The organism is Cognatundibacterium rugosum, from assembly GCF_014284365.1.
GTDB classification, from domain to species: Bacteria; Pseudomonadota; Gammaproteobacteria; order Burkholderiales; family Burkholderiaceae_D; genus Undibacterium; species Undibacterium rugosum.
Genome location: NZ_JACOGG010000004.1, coordinates 13,537 through 39,043 on the forward strand (window position 1 = coordinate 13,537; position 25,507 = coordinate 39,043).

The following is a 25,507-nucleotide window of genomic DNA, read 5'->3' on the forward strand; positions in this document are numbered from 1 at the left end:
CGGAGCCATAAGCATGACCGCTTTTGTATTTAACGAAATCAATTTTGACCACCACGAACAAGTCGTTTTTGCCTCAGAAGAAAAATCCGGCCTGAAAGCCATCATCGCCGTACACAATACCAACCTGGGCCCGGCCATGGGCGGTTGCCGTATGTGGAATTACGCCAGTGAAGCCGAAGCGGTACGCGATGTACTGCGTCTGTCGCGCGGCATGACTTATAAAAATGCAGTGGCCGGCCTGCCTATCGGTGGCGGTAAAAGTGTCATCATCGGCAACCCAAAAACAGATAAAACCCCTGCGCTGTTTGAAGCGTTGGGCGAAGCCCTGGAACGCCTGGGCGGCCGTTATGTAACGGCAGAAGATGTCGGCACCAGCCCGGCAGATATGGCCTATGTAGCAGGCAAAACAAAATACGTCGCAGGTCTGGGCGACCGTGGCGATCCGTCTCCATTTACCGCACTGGGTTGCTTCGTCGGTGCTCAGGCAGCCGTTAAACATCAGTTTGGCCGTGACGACATGGACGGCCTGGTCGTTGCATTACAAGGTCTGGGTCATGTGGGCTTCGACTATGCACGTCGCCTGAAAGAAGCCGGTGCCAAGCTGATCGTGTCTGATATCGATGAAGGCGCGCTCAAGCGAGCTAAGGATGAGCTGGGTGCGGAAGTTGTCGGCACCGATGCCATCTATGACGTTGCGGCTGAAATCTATGCGCCATGCGCCCTGGGCGCTACCGTCAATCCTGACACCCTGAAACGCCTGAAAGCGAAAATCATCGCCGGTGCAGCGAACAACCAGCTGTCCACGCCAGAAATGGGTATCGCCTGCCGCAATCAGGGCATCCTGTACGCACCGGATTTCGTCATTAACGCCGGTGGCATCATCAAGGTGTGCTACGAATACCTGAACACACCGGAAGACGGTATGGATGCGCATGTACGCCGCATCGGTGAAACCCTGGCAGAAGTCTTTGCACGCGCTGATGCAGAAGGCTTGCCGACCAGCGTGATCGCCGACCGCGTTGCTGAAGCGAAGTTCAAACGCTAAACAAAACGACATGTCACTGGCTGAAGTCTTAGCCAACAACGAAAATAGCTACCCACCACGGGTAGCTATTTTTTTACCATTTTTTTGTGGATAGTTTTGAGATAAAATCGTCAACTATATAGATACTCAACATTGAGCTCCCATGACCATACTGCACACCGCCAGACTCAGGCTGGAACCGATGAACGATAGCCATCTGGATGGCTTGTTTGCCATGAACAGCGATGCGGAAGTGATGCGCTATATCACTGGCAAACCGGATACCCGTGCCGATACCCAGAACATGATCGATCTGATCAAACCACGTTGGGAACAGTTTGGCTTTTCCTGGTGGAGTTTTTTTGAAATAGAAACCGACACGCTGATCGGTGCCGGTTGCATACAATATCTGGGGCGTGATCCGGCCAATTCTCTGGAAACCGGCTGGCGTCTGCGGCGTGACCGCTGGGGAATGGGTTATGCCTCAGAAGCAGCCCAGGCAATGGCTGCGTTTGCCTTCGATACCCTGCACAGCCCGGATTTGGTGGCGGTATGTGATCCGAATAATCATGCTTCGGCCCACGTGATGAAAAAACTGGGCATGCGCTACCGCGGACTGGAGCACTGGTACAACCGTGATATGGCGGTGTATGCGATGCAGGCAGCGGATTTTCAGCGGCGCTGATTTACGCCTGTTGTTCGCTCTGTTGCCGCTCCAGCGCGTCCAACACCTGTAACAAGGCTTGTGGTAAGGGCTGACGCTGCTGGGTTTGAAAACTATCTAAAGCACGCGTCACCCCCTCTATCCAGGCCTCTGATTTAAGCAAACGTTCGAGTTGCTGCGGGATGTGAGGAGCGCGCCCGGCACAGGCAGACTGATCCAGCGAATGCGCTTTGCGGCACACTGCCGGGCGATAGGCATAAATGCTGCAAAGTTGATCCTGCAACAAAGGACAGGGCAAACCCACATGCTCTCTGGAAGCATCCATATAAGCCTGACAAACATGGCGTAATGCGGCAAGCTCTCGTCGCTCTGCAATCCAGCGATAGACAATAAAGCTGGCCTCTGCACTGTTAATTTCCACCGTCAGGTGACAACAATGGTTGCAGCCAGATGCGCAGGCAACCGCGGGATAGGTTACCGCCTGAGTCGCAATCAAATCCAGCGCACCGTGCAAACGCGGAATCACCTGTAGCGGCCATATCGGATGCTGCTTGCTGTTTTCCAGCAAAGTCTGATTATCTTGCTTAACACGCTCTATCGCCGATAAAAAAGCCTGTTGTTCTTGCTGGCTCAGTACCATATGTGCTCCGTAAACAAACCCACCGGCTTGCGGTGGGTTTGTCGTGCTGTTGTAATCTCTGCGATAAGTACTTTAGTTCGCGACGGCTGCAGCGCTCTTATTTTCTTCCACCTTTGCTGGCTGAATAGCCTTCGCTTCTATGCCCTTTTCCTCAGCGGGTTTAAACAAAGGCGTCACATCACGCTTGCCACGTTCGAGATAAGGAATCGGTTTCTCCATCCAGCCCGGACGGGCTGCGCCTAACAGGAAATGATCGAAAAACTCTGCCATATGGACCGTGTAATGCTTCACATTTTCGCGGTCACGCAGGCCATGTTTCTCACCATTATAGTTAAACCAGTAAGCTTCTTTACCCAAACGGCGCAAGGCAGTGAAGAATTCTATCGCCTGATACCATGGTACTGCATCGTCTTCATCATTATGCTTGGTCAGATAAGGCGTTTTCACCTTATCGATCTGAAACAAAGGCGAGTTCTCGATATACTCAGCGGTTTTGTTCCAAGGTGTGCCGCCCATACGGCTTTGTCCGGTTTCGTATTGGAAGGCACGGCTGACACCGGCGCCCCAACGTATACCGCCGTAGCCACTGGTCATATTCGCCATCGAGGCACCGGCTTCTGCGGCAGCAAACATATTGGTTCTGGTGATCAGGTAGTTGATCTGATACGCACCCCAGCTGTGCCCCTGGATACCGACACGTTTAGGATCGACAAACCCCATGCCGACCACTTTATTGACCGCACCGGTCACGGCTTGCAAGGCACTACGTCCGGGATGGCCCGTTGTGTAGGTGATGTCCGGGCGCAGTACGATATAGCCATTGCTCAGATAACGCGTAACGTTGATATTCTGGCTAGGCGCTGGCGCTGTATGACGGTGCAGATTGTCGCTCATCTTTTCATAGATGTAGACCATCATCGGATACTTTCTAGCAGGATCAAAGTTTTCCGGCTTAGCCAGCAAGGCTTTGAGTTTTCTGCCATCGGTCGTGCTGTACTCAATCATTTCCTGCGTGCCCCAGTTGTATTGCGCTTGCTGAGGATTGGCCTGACTGATTTTCTGTGGCGCATTCAGTGTCACATCACTGGCCCACACATCCGGGAATTCCGTGAAGCTCTGACGGGTGAATAACACTGTATCGGCTTTCTTCGCCTTGATCACACCGCCATACCATTGATCACCAAAGACCCGTTGCTGCGGCTGCGCACCGTTCGCGGACATCTGGTAAAAGCCCGAAGCACGTGTGTTTTCATTTAAGGCTGACAACAGCCAGTCACCCTGCGCCAACGGCTTGCTTTCGGCAACCGGTGTCGGTTCTTCCATGATTTCAGGGCGTGTATTTTCGAGATTAATATAGCGCAGCTGTAACTGATGCGCACGTCCATAGCCCTGACTCAGATTGCGGCTGGCCAGGGTAGCTGGAGTGACTTCCCATAAATCGAACTGATCGTACAGCACCACGCTGCGATCTCCCTCAGTCCAGCCCGCATAGCCATACGGTGAGCGTGGCTGCGGCGTATCGTGTTCATGATCTTCAAAGCGAGCTTTGATCTTTCCGGTCAGGTTAATTTGCTTGCCATCCGCAGTTGACCACGCCTGCCAGCTATAGTGTTTCGCATCAAACCCCAATACATATTTACCGGCCGGCGACATGCCTGCGACAAAGCGCTGTTTTTGCGCTAACAGGCGTGATTGCCCTGTCTTCAAATCAATCGCATACACGTCGCGGTAAGCGCCATCCCAGGACAACAGCATTTTGTACGGCACATCACTGCTACCCATCGCAAAGTCAGGATTATCGTTAACGGATACAGCAGGAATGTGCGCATTCCCTAACTGCACAAAACGCTGCTCCGCCAGATGTATCACAGCCTTATAATTTTTTTGCTTGTCTTTTTCGGCGCGGACTTTCTGTACCGATTGCAGCTCAGGATCTTTCCAGTGCCACAAATCGACTTTTACCGGTTCCGGTGCATCCTTGGGTTCTGCTTTCTGAATTTCTGCGGTACCAAAGAATAAGCGTTGACCGTCTTTGCTAAAGCCCAGTTCACCGAATTCGCTAACACCCCACTTTTCTGGCATGCCGGGGGTCGCTGCACTGGCCAGCAAGGCGGCATGGTGCTCACCTTTTTTCCAGTAATACAGTTGATACACGGGCGGATCTTCTTTCTCTGCAGCGGCGTCAGAAGCAGGTGTTTTCTTCGGTTTTTTTTCTTCCTCACCCCGGCGTTTTGTCAGGTCATCGCGATTGCTCAGGAAAGCGAGCTGTTTGCCATCTTCATCAAAGCGCAAATGCTTAATACTGCCGGTACCAGAGAAAATCTGCAGCTGTTGCTGATCGGCTGGAGTGAACAGATAGACACCTTCCTTCGCCGCTAACTCAGCGGCTTCTTTTGTACTTTCTTTAGTCGCCTCTTTATTTACTTCTTTATTTGTCTCTTTGGCCGGCTCTTTACTGTCTTTATTGTCCTTGCTGTCTTTCGCGACGGGTTTCAGTGTATAAGCGAGTGCAACTCCATTTTTCGCCCATACCATCTCACCCACGTCCTTGATACTGATGCGCTGCTTGTTAGCGACATCGATCAACAGCAACTCGGACCCGCTCTCTTTTTTCTTGGCAGCAGCACCCATCGCACCGGCAGCGGCGGCTCTGGCGACCTGATCTTCTTCCAGGTCTTTCTTATTTTCCGCGCTGTCTTTCTTCGCGTCTTTTTTAGCATCGGGCGCAGCTTCCATCAACACAGCCAGCCAGCCACCGCCCTCTTCCGACCAGGCATACTGTTTAACGCGCTCGATCAGTTCAATTTTTCCACTTTGCAGATCGATGATGCCAAGACCGGATTTCGGCGCATCTTCCGGTTTTTTCTTTTCTTTTTTTGCTTTGTCCTGTTCGACACGGGTAGGACGTACGGCAAATGCCGCAAACTTCCCATCTGCGCTGAACAGCGGTGCGGCACCACGTGGCGAACGGTATTCACGGCCGTCTTTGAGATGGCGGAATACCACTTCTCCATCACCTTCCTGGGCGGTCAGTGCATAGGCTGCCCATAGGCCGTCACGGCTCAGGATACTGCCTTGTACGCTACGCCAGTTGGCATACACATCATGGGTAATGACTTTTTTGGCGCTGACCGGTACCGGCGCTGCCAATACGGCTTCTGTTGCCAGACTGGCAGCGTGGGAGGCAGGTGACCAGGTTCCGGATAAGACACCTGACATCAGTGCGGCAGCACAAACAGGACGCCAGGCTGGCAAGGCGTGATAAAACGTAGGCATAAATTAAACTCAAACACAGAGGGAAAAACAAAGAGTGTGCGGCACTCACATGATTCAGGACAAGATATTGAGCGTGGTAACTGCACGCATTTCTGAGCGTTCACCAGTACCAGAGCTCATATTTTTTCTTTCTTTTTTCTGCACCAGCAAACGGTCACCTGTCACCGTATAAACCAGGTTGTCTTCATCATGGATTTCAAAGCTGACCACGACGAAGGCGCGACCCGATATCTGCTGGCTGGAACGGCTGGCCAGGGGTGTGCCGTCGGCATCAACCCAGACATCAAAACTACCTTCATACTTTTTAATGTATTTCTTTTCTTTTTCACTCAGCCTGTCGATAGATAATTCAAAATTTAACAAGCGTGCCGGCTTGCCGTTATAGTTATCTGCTTTCTCGCCTTTGAACTGGGCTCTTTCCAGTTTACGCAATAAGGCTGCTGCATAATTCACTGCCGGTCGTAACTCGGCCGGGCTCAATTCTTTGATACTGGTCAGTGCCGGGGTTTTCGCCTTCGGATCTTTCTCTTTCGCGCGCTCTTCTGCTTCCAGTTTGCTCAACAACTCTTTAGGGAACACCAGTTGCAGGCCTCGGTTGCCATCTTCCAGCTGTATACTGGCCTGGCCTGCGCTTTCCTCCAATTCCTTGCCTTCGCCGATGCGGTTATTGATGCGGGTTTCCACCTGTGCTTTGACTGGCACACTGCCATGCAAACGAGCCAGCGCCGTTTTGAGATCATTGAGGCCATCGGCATGTGCCGACAGCGCGCAGCTGGTAAATACGATTGCAGCGGATATCTGGTGTAAGGCAAGAGGCAGGCGCATAGACTTTCCTTTTCGAAGAGTGTGTTATGACCGGCAAATACGCCAGAAGTTCAGGCCGCCAGCGCTTTTGATTTCAGCTCGCGCCAATGCAGATACACCAGCAAAGCGACATGTGCATCATTGGCCGCGTAAAAGATTTGCTTCTCGCTTAAAGGATGCTGGGCCCAGTTAGAGGTCGAGGTTTTTTTGGACTTACTCATCTGCATGCCAAAATATTTGGCAACCGCAGCCTTAACGCCCATATCACGCTGTTTGCTCTCACGCATCACACGTGCCAGGTCCAGCACATTCGCCGTCACAATACCGAATTTACTTTTCAAATGACGCAAGTCGTCGACCAGGCCAAAACCGACTTTCTGTATTGCTGGCTGTTCCAGCAACTGACGGATGACATCGATAGACTCGGCCTGCAAAGCAGTGGTCAGCGGAAATAAGAAAGCTTGCGTTTCTGTGGCGAGTTGCACCAGATGCGGCCCCTCACTTTTCTGGCCTTTTTGAAAAACGGGTTTGGTCTCCGTATCGAAGCCGAGTATGCTGGCGCACTGTAATTGTGTGCGAGCATATTGCAAGCTTGCGGCATCTTCTACCATATAAATCTGCTGGCGCTTCAGCCCGGGATAGGCGGGAAGCGCAGACTCAGGCTCCAGCCGCGTTTCATCTTGTTCTTGTTGTTCTTGTTGTCGTTCTTGATTCATTAATCGGATTCTTTACACTTAACTGGTTTTGCCTTGGGCGATCAGCCGCCTGTGCTCATTCTTGCCTGTGATCAGCCTCATCCTGGCATTCCGTGACATCTTTATCTATACGACGCCGGCCCGGAGCAGAAAGTGGCTGCAGGCTGATCAACACCACATGCTCTTGATCGGTACTGAGTGCGACCATTTCCTCTTCACCAGCCTGAAAATGATATAGGGTAGCAGCACCCACCGCAGCAGAACTCAGTAATTTTGCGTCTACCAGCAATTCTGCCAGCTCAGCGCGCTGTGCGGCATGCCATCGGAGCTTGGTCATGTTGTCATACCTTTTTCTTCAACTGAAACTGAGCGAAACTTTGCGCATCCATGGGACGTGCAAAATAATACCCTTGCACCTGACTACAGCGCATCTCGCGCAACAACTGTATCTGTTCCAGACGTTCCACACCTTCAGCGACCACATTTAATCCCAGACTCAAGCCCATGGCAATAACCGCGCTGGCAATTGCCGCATCATCAGGATCGGTATGAATGTCGTTGACAAAGGATTTATCAATTTTCAGTTCATCAATAGGAAAGCGGCGCAGATAAGACAGGCTCGAATAGCCGGTGCCAAAATCATCCAGTGAGATCGACAAACCCAGTTTTTTCAAAGAACGCAAGGTAGTCAGCGTACTGTCCACATCCTGCATCACCATGCTCTCCGTCAGCTCCAGCGTGATATAGGCTGGGTTCGCACCGGTGACAGCAATAATCGCGGCGATCCGGCCGGCCAGATCGTCCTGCCTGAACTGGCGTGAAGACATGTTGACCGCCACTTTTAAGTCACCCAGCCCCTGCTCACGCCAGCGTACTTGCTGACGACAGGCTTCAGCCAGCACCCACTCACCCAGTGGCAGTATCAGCCCGGTTTCTTCGGCCAAGGGGATAAATTCTACCGGATGCACCATGCCTATCTGTGGATGATTCCAGCGTACCAGCGCCTCGGCACCGACCACGGTATGCTGGTCAAGATCGATTTTCGGCTGATAATGCAGCAGAAATTCGCTACGTTCCAGGCCGCGCCGCAATGCGCTCTCCATATTCAGACGGCTGATCGCGTTCAAGCCCATTTCCGGTACAAACTGGCGCATGCTGTTGCGCCCATGCTCCTTCACCCGGTACATCGCAATGTCTGCATAACGCAGCAAAATTTCCCCATGATCGCCATCACGCGGATACACCGAAATCCCTATGCTGGCAGTCACAAATACATCCACGGCCTGAATCTGGATAGGACTGGACAAGGCTTGCAGAATTTTATCTGCAACGGTATCAGCATCACTACTGTCAGGCAAATCAGTCAGTACAACCACGAACTCATCGCCTCCCAGACGTGCAACCGTATCGGTGTCACGTACACATTGCCGTAGTCTGTATGCCACCTGCTTGAGCATCTCATCACCGGCCCCATGACCTGAGCCGTCGTTGATCAGTTTAAAATGGTCAAGATCGAGCAGAAGCACTCCGACGTATAAATCCTGACGCTTAGCCCAGGCAATGGCCTGCGTGATGCGATCATTGAGCAAATTACGATTGGCCAGCCCGGTCAGGCTGTCATGATTGGCCTGATATTCCAGCTCTTTCTGGTAATTGACACGCTCGCTGACATCATTAATCACACTGACAAAATGCGTCGTGGTGGCACCACGTGCATCTTTCACTGGCGAGATATGCAATTCATTCCAAAACTGTGTGCCGTCTTTGCGGTAATTTCGCAGCAAAGCCCGGCCTTCGCGCTTTTCACGCAAGGCGGTACGAATTTCTTCCAGATCAGGCTGCTGTAAATCGTCGCGCACCAGAAAACGTCCTTCGCGCCCGATGACCTCATCTGCGCAATAGCCGGTAATCCGCTCAAACGCGGGATTGACATAGACGATGGAGTGATCATTCGCGTCGCTACGCGTAATCATGATGCCGTTACTGCTGGAAACCAGCGCCTGTTCGCGTAGCAGCAAAGCCTGCTCCACTTCTTTCAGCTGAAACTGAGATGCGCTCAAATCCTGACGGATCGCGACCAGATGGGTAATCTTGCCATCCACATCAGCGAGCGGGCTTACCACCTGTTTTTCCCAGTAGCGCTGGCCTTCACGGGTACGGCTCAGAATATCTCCGTGCCAGTGCTGCCCCAGCGTCAGCGCCTGAAATTCAGCCTGTAAACGCTGATCGGTTCCATCCCCGCTATTCCACAGTACAGGAATCCCCTGTAACTCTTCGAAGCGATAAGCTGTTCTTTGCAGATACGCCTGATTACAATATTCCAGCTTGCCAGCGCGATCGGTGATGAGCACAGAAAGCGGGCTTTGCGCAATTGCCAGCACCAGCAATTCCAGGTTTTCCTGCAAATTCTGATGTTCGTGGGTCGTCAGCACGGCATCCACGGCACGTTCCAGCTCCTGCGAAATTCGTGTCAGCAACTGACCGGTTTCGCTTTCATCCCACAGGCTTGCAGGACCAAATACTTCCAGCAGCACATCGCAGCCAGTGCGGGTCAGTGATCTGCGCTGTACTGGCTGGTCCACGCTGTCCGCATCGGCACCTGCCTCATATTTCAGGTCCAACTGCTCACTGTTGACCGTCAGCGTGCAACGCTGGTAGCCCGCGCGAGCAACCATCATGTGGCAAAAAGTATGCAGCATCTGCTCTATGCTATCGGGATACCACAAACAATGCGTGAGTTCGCCCAGCAGGCGATACCAGGCTTCGAGACGCAGTGATTCTACGTCCAGCACATCCTCGACCGGTGCGCTTGTTTTCATATTTGGCAAGTCTCCTCTCAGCCAACTTCATCGACAGGTAAAGCAGGCATCCCTCCCCTGCTTGCGGGGGATGCTGAAGGCGACTGAGGCTGCTCTTGTATGTGCTTGCGATGTGCCCTAACGCAAGCAGAGACTGCCTGTTGTGCCTATCCTGTTTGCTATTATTTTTTAAAAATCAGGTCGCCGCTGCCGTTGAAAGCCGACTGTGATGATGCGCGTGCGCCGGCCAAATTTATACCCTGTAACAAGTGTTACCGCAATAGAAACATTGCATCATGAACGGTATCACCACCAATAACTTGTTGCGCAGCGCAGCAAGTATTCGCGCCGGCAGCCGTGTTATCCGTAAGAACAGCAATTTCTAGGTTAAAATCTAAGGTTTGGCAAACCATTTTCTCCACTCCGTACGGAGTCACAAGGCAGATAGCACGATGCTCACATTTCAACAAATTATCCTGACATTACAAGACTACTGGGACAAGCAAGGTTGCGCTCTGCTGCAACCTTACGATATGGAAGTGGGTGCAGGAACTTCGCATACTGGCACTTTTCTGCGCGCCATCGGCCCTGAACCCTGGCGCGCCGCCTATGTACAGCCGTCGCGCCGCCCGAAAGATGGTCGTTATGGCGAAAACCCTAACCGTCTGCAGCATTATTATCAGTATCAGGTGGTGTTAAAACCGGCGCCGGACAATATTCTCGATCTTTACCTGGGTTCGCTCAAAGCACTGGGCCTGGATCTGCAGCAAAACGATGTCCGCTTCGTTGAAGATGACTGGGAAAATCCTACCCTGGGCGCCTGGGGTCTGGGCTGGGAAGTCTGGCTCAATGGCATGGAAGTCACCCAGTTCACCTATTTCCAGCAAGTCGGCGGTCTGGATTGCAAGCCGATACTGGGCGAAATCACTTACGGTATAGAACGTCTGGCCATGTACCTGCAAGGTGTGGAAAACGTCTATGACCTGGTCTGGACCGAGCGCGAAGAAAACGGCAAGACCGTGCGCCTGTCCTATGGCGACGTATTCCACCAGAATGAAGTCGAGCAATCGACCTTCAATTTTGAATATTCGAATACCGATTTCCTGTTCTCGCTGTTTAACAACTACGAAGCAGAGGCCAAGCGCCTGCTGGATGTCACAGAAAAATCACTGGCCCTGCCTGCTTACGAAATGATCTTGAAAGCAGCCCACACCTTCAATCTGCTGGATGCACGTGGCGCAATCTCGGTGACTGAGCGCGCCGCCTACATAGGCCGCATCCGTAATCTGTCGCGCGCGGTAGCCGCTGCGTATTACGCTTCGCGTGAAGCGCTGGGCTTCCCTATGTGTGCAGCTGACGATATGCATAAGCCGGCGCCGTTGGTAAGCTCCGCAGCTACTGCAGCCACCACAGCCACGACAGCAGACGCTGCCTGAATCAGCAGCCGGACAGAATGGACAGGAATTTCTATATGAACCAAACTTTATTAGTCGAATTATTTACTGAAGAACTGCCGCCAAAAGCACTGGCAAAACTGGGCGAAGCCTTTGCCGCCGGTATCGTTGCCGGTCTGCAGTCGCGTGATTTTTTAGAGGCTGCTTCGGTCGCTACCTCATATGCCTCACCACGCCGTCTGGCGGTCAGCATCACCCAGGTGCGTGCGACCTCGCCAGACAAACAAATGCGTGACAAAGTGCTGCCAGTCTCGGTCGCACTCGATGCTAATGGTAATCCGACTGCCCCGCTGGCGAAAAAGCTGGCTGCGATGGGCTTCGCGGATGTGCAGCTGAGCCAGCTCGAGCGCGCGCAGGACGGTAAGGCTGAGAGCTTTTTCTATAGCTATACCAGTGCAGGTTCAGCACTGGCACCGGCACTGCAAAGTGCGCTGGAAGAATCCATCAGCAAACTGCCGATTCCTAAGGTCATGAGCTACCAGCGTCCGGATGGCAGCACCGTGCATTTTGTGCGTCCTGTGCATCAGCTGATCGCGCTGCATGGTGACAGCGTGGTACCGCTCAGCCTGCTGGGTCTGCACAGCGATCGTCTGACTGGCGGCCACCGCTTCCTGTCTCAGGGTCAGGTCAGCATTGCGCACGCCGATGACTATGCCAGCACCTTGCAGCAAGAAGGAAAAGTCCTTGCGCATGTCGCGCAACGTAAAGAACAGATACGTCAGGCACTGCTCGCAAAAGCAGGCGCTGACCTGGTGCTGATGCCTGACTCTTTGCTGGATGAAGTCACCGCGCTGGTCGAATGGCCAGTGGTGTACGAATGCCATTTCGAGCAGGAATTTTTGGCTGTACCGCAGGAATGCCTGATCCTGACGATGCAAACCAATCAAAAATATTTTGCACTGACCGATGCACAGGGCAAGCTGCGCTCGCGCTTCCTGATCGTGTCCAATCTGGAAACCAGCGATCCGCAACATATCATCCAGGGAAATGAACGCGTGGTCCGTCCACGTCTGGCGGATGCGAAATTCTTTTTCGAGCAGGATAAAAAAACATCGTTAGAGTCTCGTATATCCCAACTTGAAAAAGTTGTTTACCACAATAAATTGGGTACTCAAGCCGATCGCATGAAGCGCGTTCAACGATTAGCTGCTCAAATCGCCAGCGCATCTGGATTTGATCCAATAAAAGCTAGTGAAGCTGCAACTATTGCTAAATGCGATCTTCTGACCGACATGGTGGGTGAATTTCCAGAACTGCAGGGAATTATGGGAACATATTATGCTCGGAATGACGGCAAAATAGATGAAGTTGCCAGAGCAATAGAAGAACATTATTTGCCTCGGCACGCTGGCGACTTATTACCGTCAACAGGAACTGGAATTTCGTTGGCAATCGCAGATAAGCTTGAAACATTAACGGGAATATGGTCCATAGGACTTGCACCTACCGGAGATAAAGATCCATTTGCGTTGCGACGTCAAACACTTGGAATTTTAAGGATATTAATAGAGAAAAAGTTGCCTATTCCCTTGAAATCCATGATCGAAGATGGATTATCGAAAATTCAAGAATATAATGCAAGTCGCATTGAACAAGGTAGAAAAGCCGAAATTACGATTCCACCAATCGATCAAATTTACAACTTTATGCTTGATCGATTACGAGGCTTACTCCGCGATTTAGGTTATTCCGCAAATGAAGTTGAAGCTGTAGTGTCTCAAAATCCGTACACGATAGAGAATATTGTTGAACGACTTGATGCAGTTCACGCGTTTGCAACACTGCCTGAATCGGCTTCTCTGGCTGCCGCCAATAAGCGTATTACCAATATCCTCAAAAAAGCAGAAGCCGCACCCGGTGCAGTCAATCCTGCCTTATTGCAGGAAGCCGCCGAGCAGGCACTGGCCAAAGCGATGGACGATGTCAGACCGCAAGTCGATGCGGCCTTCAGCCAGGGTGATTACACCGGTGCGCTGAAAACCCTGGCTGCGTTGCGTGCCGAAGTCGACAGCTTCTTCAACGATGTGATGGTGAATGCGGACGACCTGGCCTTGCGCAATAACCGTCTGGCGCTGCTGTCTGCATTGCATGGCATGCTGAATCAGGTTGCTGACATTTCTAAACTGGCAGCCTGATATGCCAGAAAAAGGACAGCCTATGAAACTCATCATTCTGGATCGCGATGGCGTCATCAACCACGACTCCGATGCCTTCATCAAATCTCCGGAGGAGTGGGTGCCTATCCCCGGTTCGCTGCAAGCCATCGCCCGCCTCAATCAGGCGGGTTATCAGGTGGTGGTAGCCACCAATCAGTCTGGTATAGGACGTAAGCTGTTCGATATGGCGACCCTGAATGCGATACATCAGAAAATGCATCAGATGGCGCAGCAGGTCGGTGCCACCATCGATGCCATTTTCTTTTGTCCGCATATGGCCGACGATAACTGCGACTGCCGCAAACCGAAACCGGGCATGCTGCATGAAATCGCGCGCCGCTATGACATCAGCCTCAAAGGTGTACACAGCGTGGGTGATTCACTGCGTGACTTGCAATCCGGCTTTGTGGTCGGTTGCCTGCCCCATCTGGTATTGACAGGCAAAGGCCAGAAAACCCTGGACAAAGGCGGCCTGCCGCCAGGTACCCGCATTTATCCGGATCTGGCGGCCATGGTCGATCAGTTACTGGATGCCCCCTCAGAACAACAAAACGCGAACTGAGTACCGATTCGCTACTGGAGATGTCATGTTTGGTTTTACCTGCTTTATCCGTTCGCTGATTTTCATGGTCGTCATGATCGTGGCGACAGTGATCTGGGCCCCGATCAGTATGCTGTTTGCTTTTTTGCCGTACAACCAGCGTTACTATGTAACCTCACGCTGGAACGTGTTTATCATCTGGGCTGCCAAAGTCATCTGTGGTATCCACTATGAACGCCGTGGCTGGGATAATTTCCCGGATGAACCTGCGATATTACTGGCAAAACATCAGTCTGCCTGGGAAACCATCTTCCTGCTGATGGCGACTCCACGTCCGCTGGTGTTTGTATTCAAAAAAGAAATTACCTATATTCCGTTTTTTGGCTGGGCGATTTCTTTGTTGCGCATGATACCAATAGACCGCAGCAAGGGAAAAGACGCGTTTGCCCAAGTGGTCACACATGGTAAAAAACGCCTCGCCGACGGACAGTGGATCATCATGTTCCCGGAAGGCACACGCATTGCTGTCGGTAAAAAAGGCACTTACAAAGGCGGTGGCGCACGCCTGGCGGTAGAGACCAACACGCAGGTCGTTCCTATCGCGCTGAATTCCGGTGAATGCTGGCCGAAAAATTCTTTCATCAAAAAACCCGGTATTGTCACCGTTTCTGTAGGAAAGCCGATTTCGTCTGAAGGAAAAACAGCGCCTGAGCTGATGCTGGAAGTGGAACAATGGATAGAAGCTGAGATGCGGGTGATTTCACCGCAAGTCTACCAAGAATAAGTCTGCCCTCATGCCCTGTGATCAGGGCATTTTTTTTGTGCAAATCAGGCCTGCAGAGCGAAGTTTGACGACTTGGTATACATTGCTGTCCTGAACCAGTCGCTGCACCTGTCTCTACACACGCTATGTCATCATTCTCATCGCTAGGAAAAGCTATACAAATGGCCTTACAGCTGGATTTATTCAGCGAAGTCTTGCCATCTGGCACAGGCAAACCCGGCTTGCAGCCTGCGGCGGCACCGGCTGCTTTACCCAACCCGCTGACTGAACTGGGAACAGCGCTTGCGCCACCGTCTGCCAGTGATACGGCGACGGGCAATAAACTACGAAAAATGGTGCTGGCTGACTGCACCATACAGTACGAATTACTGCGTTCAAAACGACGCAGCATCGGCTTTCTGATTCATGATGGTGGCTTACGTGTCACCGCGCCGCGCTGGGTCACCATCAGCGATATCGAGCATGCCATCAGTGAGAAGCAAAGCTGGATACAGCGTAAGCTCAGTGAGCGGCGCGAACGGGTTGCCCGACGCCTGGAGCCCGCTATGCAATGGCAGGATGGCGCAACATTTCCGTTTCTGGGACAGACGCTGACTTTACGGATTTCACCCGGCTCACTCAGCGGTACTTTTCTCGACCAGGCAGCAGCGCAATTGCACATCCATGTACCGGCGGATGCCGCTGAACAGCAGATCAGGGACCGGGTCCAGGGCTGGCTGCAACAGGAAGCGAAACGGCTGTTTCAGGAGCGACTGCCTGTATTTGCCGACAAGCTGGGCGTGCAGTATCGCAGCATGGCGCTGTCGGCCGCACAGACGCGCTGGGGCTCCTGTACCTCCGATGGAAAAATACGGCTGAACTGGCGACTGATTCATTTCTCACCCATGATTATCGACTACGTGATAGCCCATGAGCTGGCTCACTTACGTGAAATGAACCATAGCCCTCGCTTCTGGGCGACAGTACAAAGCGTGTTTCCGGAAATGGAACAGGCAAGACAACAATTAAGGCAGCAATCCACTGCCGATTTACCGCCATTCTGAAGCGCCTGGAAAACCTGCCAGCTTCAGCTTGATGCTCAGAGCAACACCCACATTCATTAAAGGAAAAATAATGCGAATTCTGCACACCATGCTACGCGTAGGCGATCTTCAGCGCTCCATCGACTTTTACACTCAGGTACTGGGCATGCGCCTGCTGCGCCAGTCAGATAATCCGGAATACCAATACACGCTGGCTTTTCTGGGCTACGGCGCCAACCCGGAACATGCCGAGCTGGAACTGACGTACAACTACGGCGTGGATAGCTATGAAATGGGGACAGCTTACGGTCATATTGCCATCGCTGTGCCTGACGCTTATGCTGCCTGCGAAGCTGTCCGTCAAAAAGGCGGGAATGTGACGCGCGAAGCCGGACCCGTGAAAGGTGGTAAAACAGTGATCGCTTTTGTACAGGACCCGGATGGCTATAAAGTAGAACTGATACAACGCGACAGTGAAGTCACCTTGTAAGTATTGCACTCAGTAGCGATAAGGATTTTCAGGTAACAGCAAGCTGACAGGATGCCAGCTTGCTGGAGTAGAGCTGACGGTAAGAATAGGTCCCGCCCCAAGCCTCAACGCTCGTCAGATTTCGTTTTCTTAGCTGGCATATGAGTGACGTTGTTCATCGCTTTCACGAGAAAGATGATGCCTAAAATAAACACTAGAATTAAACCGGTAAAAATACCTGTCCACATGACGGCTACCCTGATGAAAAATGGTCAGGACTTACGCAAAAAACCATGAAAAGATTGTATGTCCGCTCATCAGAGCGCTTTGCTACAACGCGTTTGGCCAGCAACATGTTTGCGTAATTCCCGATAGAAACTACTATTGCCCCAAAGCATATCTCAGATCAGTTTCACCCCAAATTGAATGACGAGTTTTTTTACATTATTTAACGGAATTTCAGCTTTGTGGAAAAATACCAATCACAAACAATGCTGAAAATCAACATTGCTTGCAGAATTTGTGGTGGGATTGACATGTTGCGCGTCAAGCTGAGGTCGCGCTGCCGGGCGGCTGCAGGTGCTGCAGTTGTGCGCCGATGGCACTTGCAGCTTAGCCGCAAGTGCCCTGCGCTTTAAACGTGACCGTGTCGACGGAAATAGGCAATCAGCCCACTGGTCGACGCGTCCAGTTGCGCATCAAAGGCCTGATCGCCAAGGATCGCGGGCAGCAAGCGGTTAGCCAGTTGCTTGCCTAATTCCACACCCCACTGATCGAAGGAATTAATACTCCAGATCACACCCTGTACAAATACTTTGTGCTCATACAAAGCGATCAGCATGCCAAGCTGGAACGGGTCCAGGCCTGGCATCAGGATAGTAGTCGATGGCTGGTTACCGGCAAACACCTTATGCGGTAACAGACGGGCCAGCTGCGCCTCAGACAAACCGGCCTGACTCAGTTCTTCACGCGCCTGCTGCTCGGTTTTACCGAATGCCAGTGCCGCACTCTGTGCCAGACAGTTCGCCAGCAGCGGTGCCTGGTGACCCGGCAAAGGATGATCGCTGGATGCGGCCACCACAAAGTCACATGGAATCAGCCAGCCGCCCTGATGCAGCAACTGGAAGAAAGCGTGCTGACCATTCACGCCGATTTCGCCCCAAACAATAGGGTTGGCGCGGCAGCTCAGCGGTTCGCCATCACGGCTCACGGTTTTACCATTCGACTCCATTTCCAGCTGTTGCAGGAAGGCCGGTAAATGGCGTATTGATTCGTTATAAGGCAGAATTGCGGTGGTTTCTGCGCCCAGGAAATTGGTGTTCCAAATGGAGATCAGTGCCATCAGTACCGGCAGATTTTTTTCCAGCGGCGCCTCACGGAAATGGCTATCCATGGTTTGTGCACCTTGCAGCATGCGCTCGAACGCATTCATGCCGATAGATAAAGCCACCGACAAACCGACAGCTGACCACAGAGAGTAGCGTCCACCAACCCAATCCCAGATTTGTAGGATATTTTCGTCAGGAATACCAAATTCATGCGCTTTGTCCGGACTGGACGTCACCGCGATAAAGTGCTTCGCAATCGCCCATTCCTCCATCGCCGCAGCCATCAGCCAGGTTCTGGCGGTCTGTGCATTGATACTGGTTTCTTGCGTGGTAAAAGTCTTGGATGCCACGATGAACAGTGTTGTGCGTGGGTCCAGTTTTTCCAGTAAAGGAGCCAGGTGCGCACTGTCCAGATTCGATACATAGAAAAAATTCAGATGCGGATGCTGATAGGCCGACAACGCGCGGCTGGCCAGTTTGGGCCCGAGATCGGAACCACCGATACCGATATTTACCACGTTCTGAATCGCATCGCCTTTAAAACCACGCCATAAGCCACTACGCACACGTTCCACGATGTCGCGCATTTGCTTGCGTACCGCACGCACTTGCGGCATCACATCGAGCTCTGCACTTGGGAAAGGACTGAACTCCATATGGCGCAAGGCTGTATGCAAGACCGCTCGGTCTTCGCTGAAATTAATCTTTTCGCCCGCAAACATGCGGTCACGCCATTCCTCAACATTCGCCAGACGCGCGAGTGACAGCAAATGCCGAACAGCTTCCGCGTCCACCCTTTGTTTGGAATAATCAATCAGCAAGCCATCGAGTTCAGCTGAAAAGCGTTGAAAACGCTGTGCATCATTGGCAAACAGGTCACGTAAATGCGTGTGCTCCAGCCTTTGCTGATCCTGTAACAAAGCCTGCCATTCAGGGGTCTGGGTAATGTTCATCGTTGCAATAAAATGAATAAGGTTCAGTCTTGGCTGCCTGCATGACGCAGACTGTACAGACGTGTCAGCGCTATGTATTGCTCCAGCCCCACGGTTTCCGGACGTGCCTGAGGATCGACGCCAGCTTCCTGCAATTCCATCTCATTGAACATACCGGCCAGGCAGTTACGGATCACTTTGCGACGCTGTGAAAAAGCCTTGGTCACCACCGCCTCTAAATCAGCCTGGCGGCAATCCAGCATATCGCGCTTAGGTATCATGCGCACGATAGCTGAATCGACTTTGGGTGGCGGATCAAATGCGTCGGGCGGCACGACAAACAATAACTCCATGTGATAGCGCCATTGCAGCATCACGGACAAACGGCCATAGGCTTTACTGCCAGGCTCAGCGACCATGCGCTCCACGACTTCTTTCTGCAGCATGAAATGCTGATCCGACACTACATCTGCCAGTTCAGCCAGATGGAATAGCAAAGGGCTGGAAATGTTATACGGCAAATTACCAACCACACGCAGCTTTTGTCCTTCCGGCACCGGGATAGTACGGAAATCGAATTTGAGTGCATCACCTTCATGGATAGTCAGCTTGTCTGCCGGAAAAGTCTTTTTCAGACGCACCACCAGATCGCGATCCAGCTCCACCACATGCATATGTGGCAGGCCTTCGAGTAACAGGCTGGTCATCGCGGCCAGACCGGGGCCAATTTCCACCATGGTGTCCGCCGGACGCGGGTCGATGGCACGGATAATCTGGCTTAGCACCAGCTGATCCGTCAGGAAGTTCTGGCCAAAGCGTTTGCGGGGTATGTGTTTCATGATTTAAGTATGTGAGTTGCCATGGTGGCGGCGCTGCGGATGGCCACCACCATGCTGCGGATATCGGCCAGGCCGGTACCCTGAATTGCGAGGTCGAGTGCGGTACCATGATCGACCGAAGTCCGTATCAGCGGCAGACCGAGCGTGATATTCACACCCAGGCCAAAGCTCGCATGCTTCAGTACGGCCAGTCCCTGGTCATGATACATGGCCAGCACGCAGTCAGCCTGCGCCAGATATTTTTGCTGGAACAGAGTATCAGCCGGATAAGGTCCTTCAACCTGAATTCCTAACGCGCGCGCTTGCTGCAACACAGGGATAATCACATCGATTTCTTCACGCCCCAGGTAACCGTTTTCACCCGCATGCGGATTGAGTCCAGCCACCAGTATGCGCGGTGAGGCGATACCAAATTTTTGCTTCAGATCGGCGTCTACGATCTGTATCGTACGCAGCAGTTCGCCTGCCTGTATTGCGTCAGGCACCTGTCGGAGCGGCAAATGGGTGGTCGCCAGCGCCACCCGCAAAGGCTGCGGCAAATGGGCGTTCGCGTCCGCCGCCAGCATCATCACGACTTGCGCTGTGCCCGTCTTTTCAGCCAGGTATTCGGTATGACCGCTAAACGCGACACCCGCATCATTGATGATGCTTTTTTGCAGTGGCGCCGTGGTCATGGCGTCAGCCCAGCCCTGTTGTACACATTCGATGGCGACATCCAAGGTATGCAGCACGGGTCTGCCATTGCGCGGATCAGGCTGACCTGCTTTGACATGGGCATTGAGCGGACAATCGATCAGGGTCAGCCGGTCCGGCGGACAACCCGGCATGCCCGCATAACGCAGGGCTTCCAGGGAGATTCCCATGAATCGGATATCCGGATTAATTTCATTGGCGATCATGGCCAGGTAAGCGGCGTCACCAATCAGGACAGAACGCACTTCGTGCCGCAATTCCCAGGCGGCACGCAAGGAGATTTCCGGCCCTACTCCTGCCGGTTCACCTACCGTCAGGGCGATGACCGGCAATCTGGATTCAGGCATTATTTTTCTTCCGTACGGAGTTCAACATAAGTGCGGTCACGTAATTCACGCAACCAGTCTTGCAAGGCTTCATCAGATTTGCGTTCACGCAGTGCTTCACGTGCTGCCATGCGTTTGCGGTCTTTTGACTGGTCTTCAGATTTACGTTCTGTCACTTCGATCAGGTGCAGACCAAACTGAGACTGGATCACGTCACTGACCTGACCAATAGCCAACTTCACAATCACTTCATCGAAAGCCGCTACGTCACCGGGGTTGATCCAGCCTATATCGCCGCCTTTTGCAGCGGTACTGTCAGCCGAGTAGTTTTTAGCCGCGTCTTCAAAACTGATTTCTTTAGCAGCGATTTTGCGTTTCAGTTCCGTCAATTTTTGACGTACTTCGGCCTCTGGCACGATCTGGCTAGGCTTCATCAGAATATGACGTACCCGGTTTTGCTGAACGATTTCTGTGCCGGCTTTAGGATCATTCCCGGCACGCTTGCCAACCAGTTTCAGAATATGAAAGCCATTGGCGCTGCGGATAATGCCGGAAAACTCACCGGTCTTCACCTGCGCGACCGCATCGAGGAATAATTGTGGGATACGTTCCTGTTCACGCCAGCCGATTTCACCGCCTTTTAAAGCTTCTGCACTGTCGGAATAAGTCACGGCCATCTTGGCAAAATCAGCGCCGCCACGTAATTTTTCCAGCACTTCTTCGGCACGGTTACGGCGCAAGGTAATTTGCTCTGCACTGGCGTTTTCCGGAATACGTACCAGAATATGAGCCAGATTGATTTCCTGCTTACCGGCTTTGGCACTGGCTTCAGCAGCCAGGAAGTTGTCGATTTCGGTTTCCGTGATGATGATTTTGCTGTCGACTTCGCGGTCACGTATGCGCTGCATCATGATGTCGTCACGCATCTCTTCGCGGAAGCGCGCGAACGGTGTGCCTTCACGCTCAATCTGATTCCGCATTTCCTGCAAGCTCATCTTATTTTGCTCTGCCATGCGCTGCAAAGTACGGTCCAGCATCAGATCGTCGGCACGCATACCGTTTTCTTTCGCCAGTTGCAACTGAGCACGGTCCAGTATCATGCGCTCCAACAATTGCTTTTGCAGCTCTTCACGTGAAGGCAGTGGCGTACCTTGTGCCTTAAGGCGTTTTTCTACCACGCTGATACGCTCGTCGAGTTCCTGGCGAGTAATAATTTCATCATTAACTACCGCAATGATGCTATTTACCGGACGCGGCTTATTGCTGACAACAGGCAGCGTGGTCGTAGGTTTCAGTTGAGTTGTTTGCGCCCAGGCACCCGGGTTAGCCAACAAGCCGGTAGACACTGCCAGTAAAGTAACAAGAGTACGTTGTTTCATGTGCAATAGTTGTCGCATAAAAAGTTAAAACCTGGTTAAGCTTTGCCCTGAACTCAGCATTGCCGATGGCGCAAAAGCTGCAATATACACGTTAGCAAGCATTTCACAAACTGGATAGCTGCGAACACCCATGTGTCGCAGGCCTGCATCCAGCCCTGCAAGGCTAGCGCTCGCTACTTGTCTGATACCCATAAATATTACGTTTTAAGGCTTCCAGCGGATTCCCGCCTACCCCCAGCCGTGCCAGTCCAGTTAACTCCAGCTGGATAGAAAATCCGCTATTACTGGTCGTACTATTGACGGCAAAGCGTTGCGCCACAAAGCGTAAGGACCAGCAATCCGCTTTATATTCAAAGCCTGCCAATCCATCCACAACCCGCTTATCCATCAGCGAGTAATTACCACGACCGACCACATACCAACGATTCGCCACCGGCCATTGTCCGGAAATATCAACCTGCTCCAGACTATCGCGCTGGAAGCGATACGATACATTCAGCACTTTCTTCGCTTCCGGCTGCCAGCGTATGCCGTAGCTGGATTGCACAGACTGACGCGTGCCGGCACTGATCTGAAAGCCCAGATCTGCATATAACTGATCCGACCACTTACCACTGGCAGCCATCAAGATATCCGAGCGGCTCGGGCTGGCTGTATTATCCAGTGTGACCTTCTGCGTATTAAAGTAAAACCGCTGACCCATCGCCAGTTTCAGCCTTTCACTGCCATCCTGCTCCAGATAACGCGACACCAGTGCCGCCGTAATCTGATTCGAGTCACCAATCCTATCCTGCCCCACAAACCGGTTTTCACTGAAAATCTGGGCAAAGTTAAAATCGGCCAGACCGCTGTCAAAATTCGGCAGTTTGGACTGATCGCGATATGGCGTGTTCACGTAAAACAAACGCGGTTCCAGAGTCTGGGTAAAATCGCGCCCCAGCACATTGGTCTGGCGTTCAAAGATTAAACCACTGTCTACCGAGAAAGTCGGCACAATTCTATGCGAATCTGCCTCTTGTCCGGGGTTAGGATTCACTAAATGATAATTGGTCGCGTGCAGCGATACCTTAGGTGTCAGAAAATATCCCGAACTGATCAAAGGCAAAGACACCTGGAAGTTATTGGCAAAGCGGTCACCGCGTACCAAAGTCGGATGCCAGAAACGGGTGACGCTGGAATCCATCATTAAATCCAGCCCCATCACATCGTATTTCTCTGCATGAAATTGCAGTTGCGGCAAACGGTCGTAAGGGCGACCGATCTGGACAGCCGAAGTTTTGTCCTGCAATACCTGATAATTGGTCGCTCTGAGTCCCAGATTCCAGAATGAGCCGTAATAAATCAGGCTGGTTTCACGCGCCAGCAAGCGCTGCGCCGTCTTAGCAATCGAAGTAGAAAAATCAGCCGGATAATCGTCATCAGAGGCAACATTGATGTTCCAGGCCAGGCGCAGGCCTGGCATCAGATCCTGCTCATGCACCGAGGTCACGGCATAGCGATTGGTCTGCGTAATACGATCGCTGGGTAAATCTTCGACCGTCGTTTCACCCTTATATATTCCCCCAGGGAAAGTCTCTCCCATGTAACGCGCTTCTGCGCCTAGCTGCATGCCGCGACGGCTGATCATTTTCGGGTATAGCGTCAGATCACGGTTAGGCGCGATATTCCAGTAATACGGCAGTGCGAACTCGACGCCGCCCTTGCTGGTCGTTCCCACCGTCGGTGGCAAGAAGCCGGAGTGACGGGCCCCCGACAAGGGGAAAGTCATGGAAGGTGTCGCCAGAATCGGGATATTTTTGAAGTACAGCACTGACTTACCGGCGACGCCGGTATCAAGTCCGGTATCCAGACTCAGGGTATTTGCCTTCAGATACCAGTCAGGATTGAGGCCTTCACAGGTACTGTAGGTCCCCTCATGAATCAGGGAGCGCTCATCATCCAGCAAGTCTATACGCCTTGCGTGCCCCTGCGCATTACTGCGTAACAGCTTGTAGACAGGGTTATCGATACGTCCGGCGCCGGATTCGAGCTGGACGGTCGCATTATCCCCGTAATAGCAGTCGCCATTTTTCTCTACCCTGACATTGCCACTCGCCTCTACTTCATCTTCCAGAAAACGGTAACTGGCTTTATCCGACCTCAAATTCAATGCGCCCTTATTGACGTCGACATCGTGTTCAAAATGAATAAAGCGATCCGAACGGCCCCAGAACTTATACGACTGCACAATGACAGGGGCATCTTTGTCGTTAGCTGGCTTTGTTTCTGGCTTTGTTTCTGGCTTTGTTTCAGGCTTTTTCTCATCCTTCCTGACTTCTGCATTTTTCTTTTTATTGCGGGCCAGTTCTTCCTCGAAACTGCTGCTAGCCTGCGTCTGCGCCCTGGCCTCAGAAAAGAAGGCAGGCAGCAGTACCGACACGACAATCGCGGGGATAGTAGGAAACAACAGCGGTGAGTGAGATAATACGGGTTTCCTGCGCATGTATTCAGTATGTAGTAAGCGTTTTGGCAAGTAGGCTGGCTGGTATCCGGCCGACTGGCCGCCAGAAATCAGCCGCCTATTATAGGTGAAATGCTGCTGAACCGATCTGAAGCTTGTGTACAAACCTATTCAATTATTCATTTAGCCATGTCCTCTCACGTTCCAAGCACGCCGTCCACAGTCGCACCGGACAAAGAACAACGCCGCATCGCCCTGCAACAATGGCTGAACAGTCTCAGCGATCAGGAACTGCTGACTGACACCCTGCGTGCAGCCTCGTCCGATGCGAGTTTCCGTTCGTTTTACCGCTTAGACACTGCCGATGGAAAAACACGTATCGCCATGGATGCGCCGCCTGCGACAGAAAACTCGGCCGCGTTCATTCGCATGGCTGGCTTGCTCAAGTCCATGAATCTGTCGGTGCCGGAAGTCTTAGCCCATGATCTGGAGCAGGGCTTCCTGTTAGTCAGCGATCTGGGTCAGCATACCTATGCCCATATCCTCAATCATGACACCGCGTTCAAACTGTATATGGATGCGATTGATACGCTGGTGCTGATGCAGGCACAAAGCCAGCCGGATGTATTGCCGGAATATGACCGTGCTTTCTTAGAACGCGAACTGCAGATTTTCAATGAATGGTATATCGGCAAACACCTGGGTGCGACGCTCAGCGAAGATCAGCAAAAAACGCTGCGTGGCGTGTTCGATCATCTGCTGGCCAGCGCGCTGGCCCAGCCTCAGGTATTTGTCCACCGCGATTTCCATTCACGTAATCTGATGTGGATGGATCAGGGTAATCCCGGCATCGTCGATTTCCAGGACGCGGTATATGGACCGATCACCTATGATCTGGTGTCGCTGCTGCGTGATGCCTATGTACAGTGGGATGAAGAAATGGTGCTGGACTGGGCTATCCGTTATTGGGAAAAAGCACGCCGTGCCGGCCTGTCAGTACCGCCGGATATCGACCAGTTCTATCGTGATTTTGAATGGATGGGCCTACAGCGCCATCTGAAAATCCTCGGCATTTTCGCGCGCCTGTCGCACCGGGATGGCAAGCATCAGTTCCTCAATGATATCCCGACCGTAATGGACTATGTGCGTAAAACGGCTCATCGTTACAAGGAATTAGTCCCGCTGCTGCGTCTGCTGGATCAATTAGAAAACACAGCGCCACAAGTTGGCTATACGTTCTGAG

20 protein-coding genes are annotated in these 25,507 nt (G+C 52.2%); 9 read left to right on the forward strand and 11 right to left on the reverse strand.

Going from position 1 to position 25,507, the window contains the following annotated elements; translation table 11 throughout:
• The first annotated feature begins 13 nt into the window (after positions 1-13).
• Together H8K47_RS04750 and H8K47_RS04755 are read left to right on the forward strand one after the other, a co-directional pair.
• Positions 14-1,045 (forward strand): Glu/Leu/Phe/Val family dehydrogenase, encoded by a 1,032-nt coding sequence (locus tag H8K47_RS04750; protein WP_186880284.1) that lies wholly within the window; start codon positions 14-16, stop codon positions 1,043-1,045.
• Positions 1,046-1,187: 142 nt separating this feature from the next.
• Positions 1,188-1,709, forward strand: coding sequence for a GNAT family N-acetyltransferase (locus H8K47_RS04755; protein WP_186880285.1), 522 nt, complete (start codon positions 1,188-1,190; stop codon positions 1,707-1,709).
• A 1-nt stretch (position 1,710) separates the two neighbouring features.
• On the opposite strand, the gene H8K47_RS04760 is transcribed toward H8K47_RS04755, so the two are convergent.
• From H8K47_RS04760 to H8K47_RS04785, 6 genes are all read right to left on the reverse strand, one after another.
• Positions 1,711-2,328 (reverse strand): YkgJ family cysteine cluster protein, encoded by a 618-nt coding sequence (locus tag H8K47_RS04760; protein ID WP_186880286.1) that lies wholly within the window; start codon positions 2,326-2,328, stop codon positions 1,711-1,713.
• A 72-nt stretch (positions 2,329-2,400) separates the two neighbouring features.
• Positions 2,401-5,604 (reverse strand): alpha/beta hydrolase family protein, encoded by a 3,204-nt coding sequence (locus H8K47_RS04765; RefSeq protein WP_186880287.1) that lies wholly within the window; start codon positions 5,602-5,604, stop codon positions 2,401-2,403.
• Positions 5,605-5,658: 54 nt separating this feature from the next.
• Positions 5,659-6,429, reverse strand: coding sequence for a hypothetical protein (locus H8K47_RS04770; RefSeq protein ID WP_230405254.1), 771 nt, complete (start codon positions 6,427-6,429; stop codon positions 5,659-5,661).
• 50 nt (positions 6,430-6,479) lie between these two features.
• Positions 6,480-7,124: a 3'-5' exonuclease gene (locus H8K47_RS04775; protein ID WP_186880288.1), complete on the reverse strand. Its 645-nt coding sequence runs from the start codon at positions 7,122-7,124 to the stop codon at positions 6,480-6,482.
• Between the two features lie 55 nt (positions 7,125-7,179).
• A complete protein-coding gene (locus H8K47_RS04780; protein WP_186880289.1) occupies positions 7,180-7,440 on the reverse strand; it encodes a hypothetical protein in 261 nt (86 codons plus the stop codon).
• 4 nt (positions 7,441-7,444) lie between these two features.
• Positions 7,445-9,922 carry a putative bifunctional diguanylate cyclase/phosphodiesterase gene (locus tag H8K47_RS04785; protein ID WP_186880290.1) on the reverse strand — a complete coding sequence of 826 codons (2,478 nt, stop codon included), beginning with the start codon at positions 9,920-9,922 and terminating at the stop codon, positions 7,445-7,447.
• Between the two features lie 431 nt (positions 9,923-10,353).
• Between H8K47_RS04785 and glyQ the strand changes: the two genes are divergently transcribed.
• The 6 genes from glyQ to gloA all read left to right on the forward strand — a co-directional run bounded on the left by glyQ (position 10,354) and on the right by gloA (position 16,348).
• A complete protein-coding gene (glyQ, locus tag H8K47_RS04790) occupies positions 10,354-11,337 on the forward strand; it encodes a glycine--tRNA ligase subunit alpha (protein WP_186880291.1) in 984 nt (327 codons plus the stop codon).
• Positions 11,338-11,372: 35 nt separating this feature from the next.
• Positions 11,373-13,490, forward strand: a complete 2,118-nt coding sequence (gene glyS, locus H8K47_RS04795; protein WP_186880292.1) for a glycine--tRNA ligase subunit beta — start codon at positions 11,373-11,375, stop codon at positions 13,488-13,490.
• Between the two features lie 22 nt (positions 13,491-13,512).
• Complete coding sequence (gmhB, locus tag H8K47_RS04800) at positions 13,513-14,073, forward strand: D-glycero-beta-D-manno-heptose 1,7-bisphosphate 7-phosphatase (RefSeq protein ID WP_186880293.1); 561 nt, start codon at positions 13,513-13,515, stop codon at positions 14,071-14,073.
• Positions 14,074-14,098: 25 nt separating this feature from the next.
• Entirely contained in the window at positions 14,099-14,836 is a 738-nt protein-coding gene (locus H8K47_RS04805; protein WP_186880294.1) for a lysophospholipid acyltransferase family protein, read from the forward strand.
• Between the two features lie 161 nt (positions 14,837-14,997).
• Positions 14,998-15,879: a M48 family metallopeptidase gene (locus tag H8K47_RS04810; RefSeq protein WP_230410149.1), complete on the forward strand. Its 882-nt coding sequence runs from the start codon at positions 14,998-15,000 to the stop codon at positions 15,877-15,879.
• A gap of 70 nt (positions 15,880-15,949) precedes the next feature.
• On the forward strand, positions 15,950-16,348 hold the full coding sequence (gloA, locus tag H8K47_RS04815) for a lactoylglutathione lyase (RefSeq protein ID WP_186880296.1): 399 nt from the start codon (positions 15,950-15,952) through the stop codon (positions 16,346-16,348).
• A gap of 613 nt (positions 16,349-16,961) precedes the next feature.
• Here the strand turns inward: gloA and pgi are convergent.
• From pgi to H8K47_RS04840, 5 genes are all read right to left on the reverse strand, one after another.
• Positions 16,962-18,608 (reverse strand): glucose-6-phosphate isomerase, encoded by a 1,647-nt coding sequence (pgi, locus tag H8K47_RS04820; protein ID WP_186880297.1) that lies wholly within the window; start codon positions 18,606-18,608, stop codon positions 16,962-16,964.
• Positions 18,609-18,631: 23 nt separating this feature from the next.
• A complete protein-coding gene (gene rsmA, locus H8K47_RS04825) occupies positions 18,632-19,426 on the reverse strand; it encodes a 16S rRNA (adenine(1518)-N(6)/adenine(1519)-N(6))-dimethyltransferase RsmA (protein WP_186880298.1) in 795 nt (264 codons plus the stop codon).
• Positions 19,423-20,466 (reverse strand): 4-hydroxythreonine-4-phosphate dehydrogenase PdxA, encoded by a 1,044-nt coding sequence (gene pdxA / locus H8K47_RS04830; RefSeq protein WP_186880299.1) that lies wholly within the window; start codon positions 20,464-20,466, stop codon positions 19,423-19,425. The genes rsmA and pdxA overlap by 4 nt, the downstream gene beginning before the upstream one ends.
• Positions 20,466-21,824, reverse strand: coding sequence for a peptidylprolyl isomerase (locus H8K47_RS04835; protein WP_230410150.1), 1,359 nt, complete (start codon positions 21,822-21,824; stop codon positions 20,466-20,468). Before H8K47_RS04835 ends, pdxA begins: the two co-directional genes overlap by 1 nt.
• 163 nt (positions 21,825-21,987) lie before the next feature.
• Positions 21,988-24,306 carry an LPS-assembly protein LptD gene (locus H8K47_RS04840; protein ID WP_186880301.1) on the reverse strand — a complete coding sequence of 773 codons (2,319 nt, stop codon included), beginning with the start codon at positions 24,304-24,306 and terminating at the stop codon, positions 21,988-21,990.
• A gap of 147 nt (positions 24,307-24,453) precedes the next feature.
• On the opposite strand from H8K47_RS04840, the gene H8K47_RS04845 reads away from it, so the two are divergent.
• Positions 24,454-25,506 (forward strand): aminoglycoside phosphotransferase family protein, encoded by a 1,053-nt coding sequence (locus H8K47_RS04845; protein WP_186880302.1) that lies wholly within the window; start codon positions 24,454-24,456, stop codon positions 25,504-25,506.
• Position 25,507: the final 1 nt, after the last annotated feature.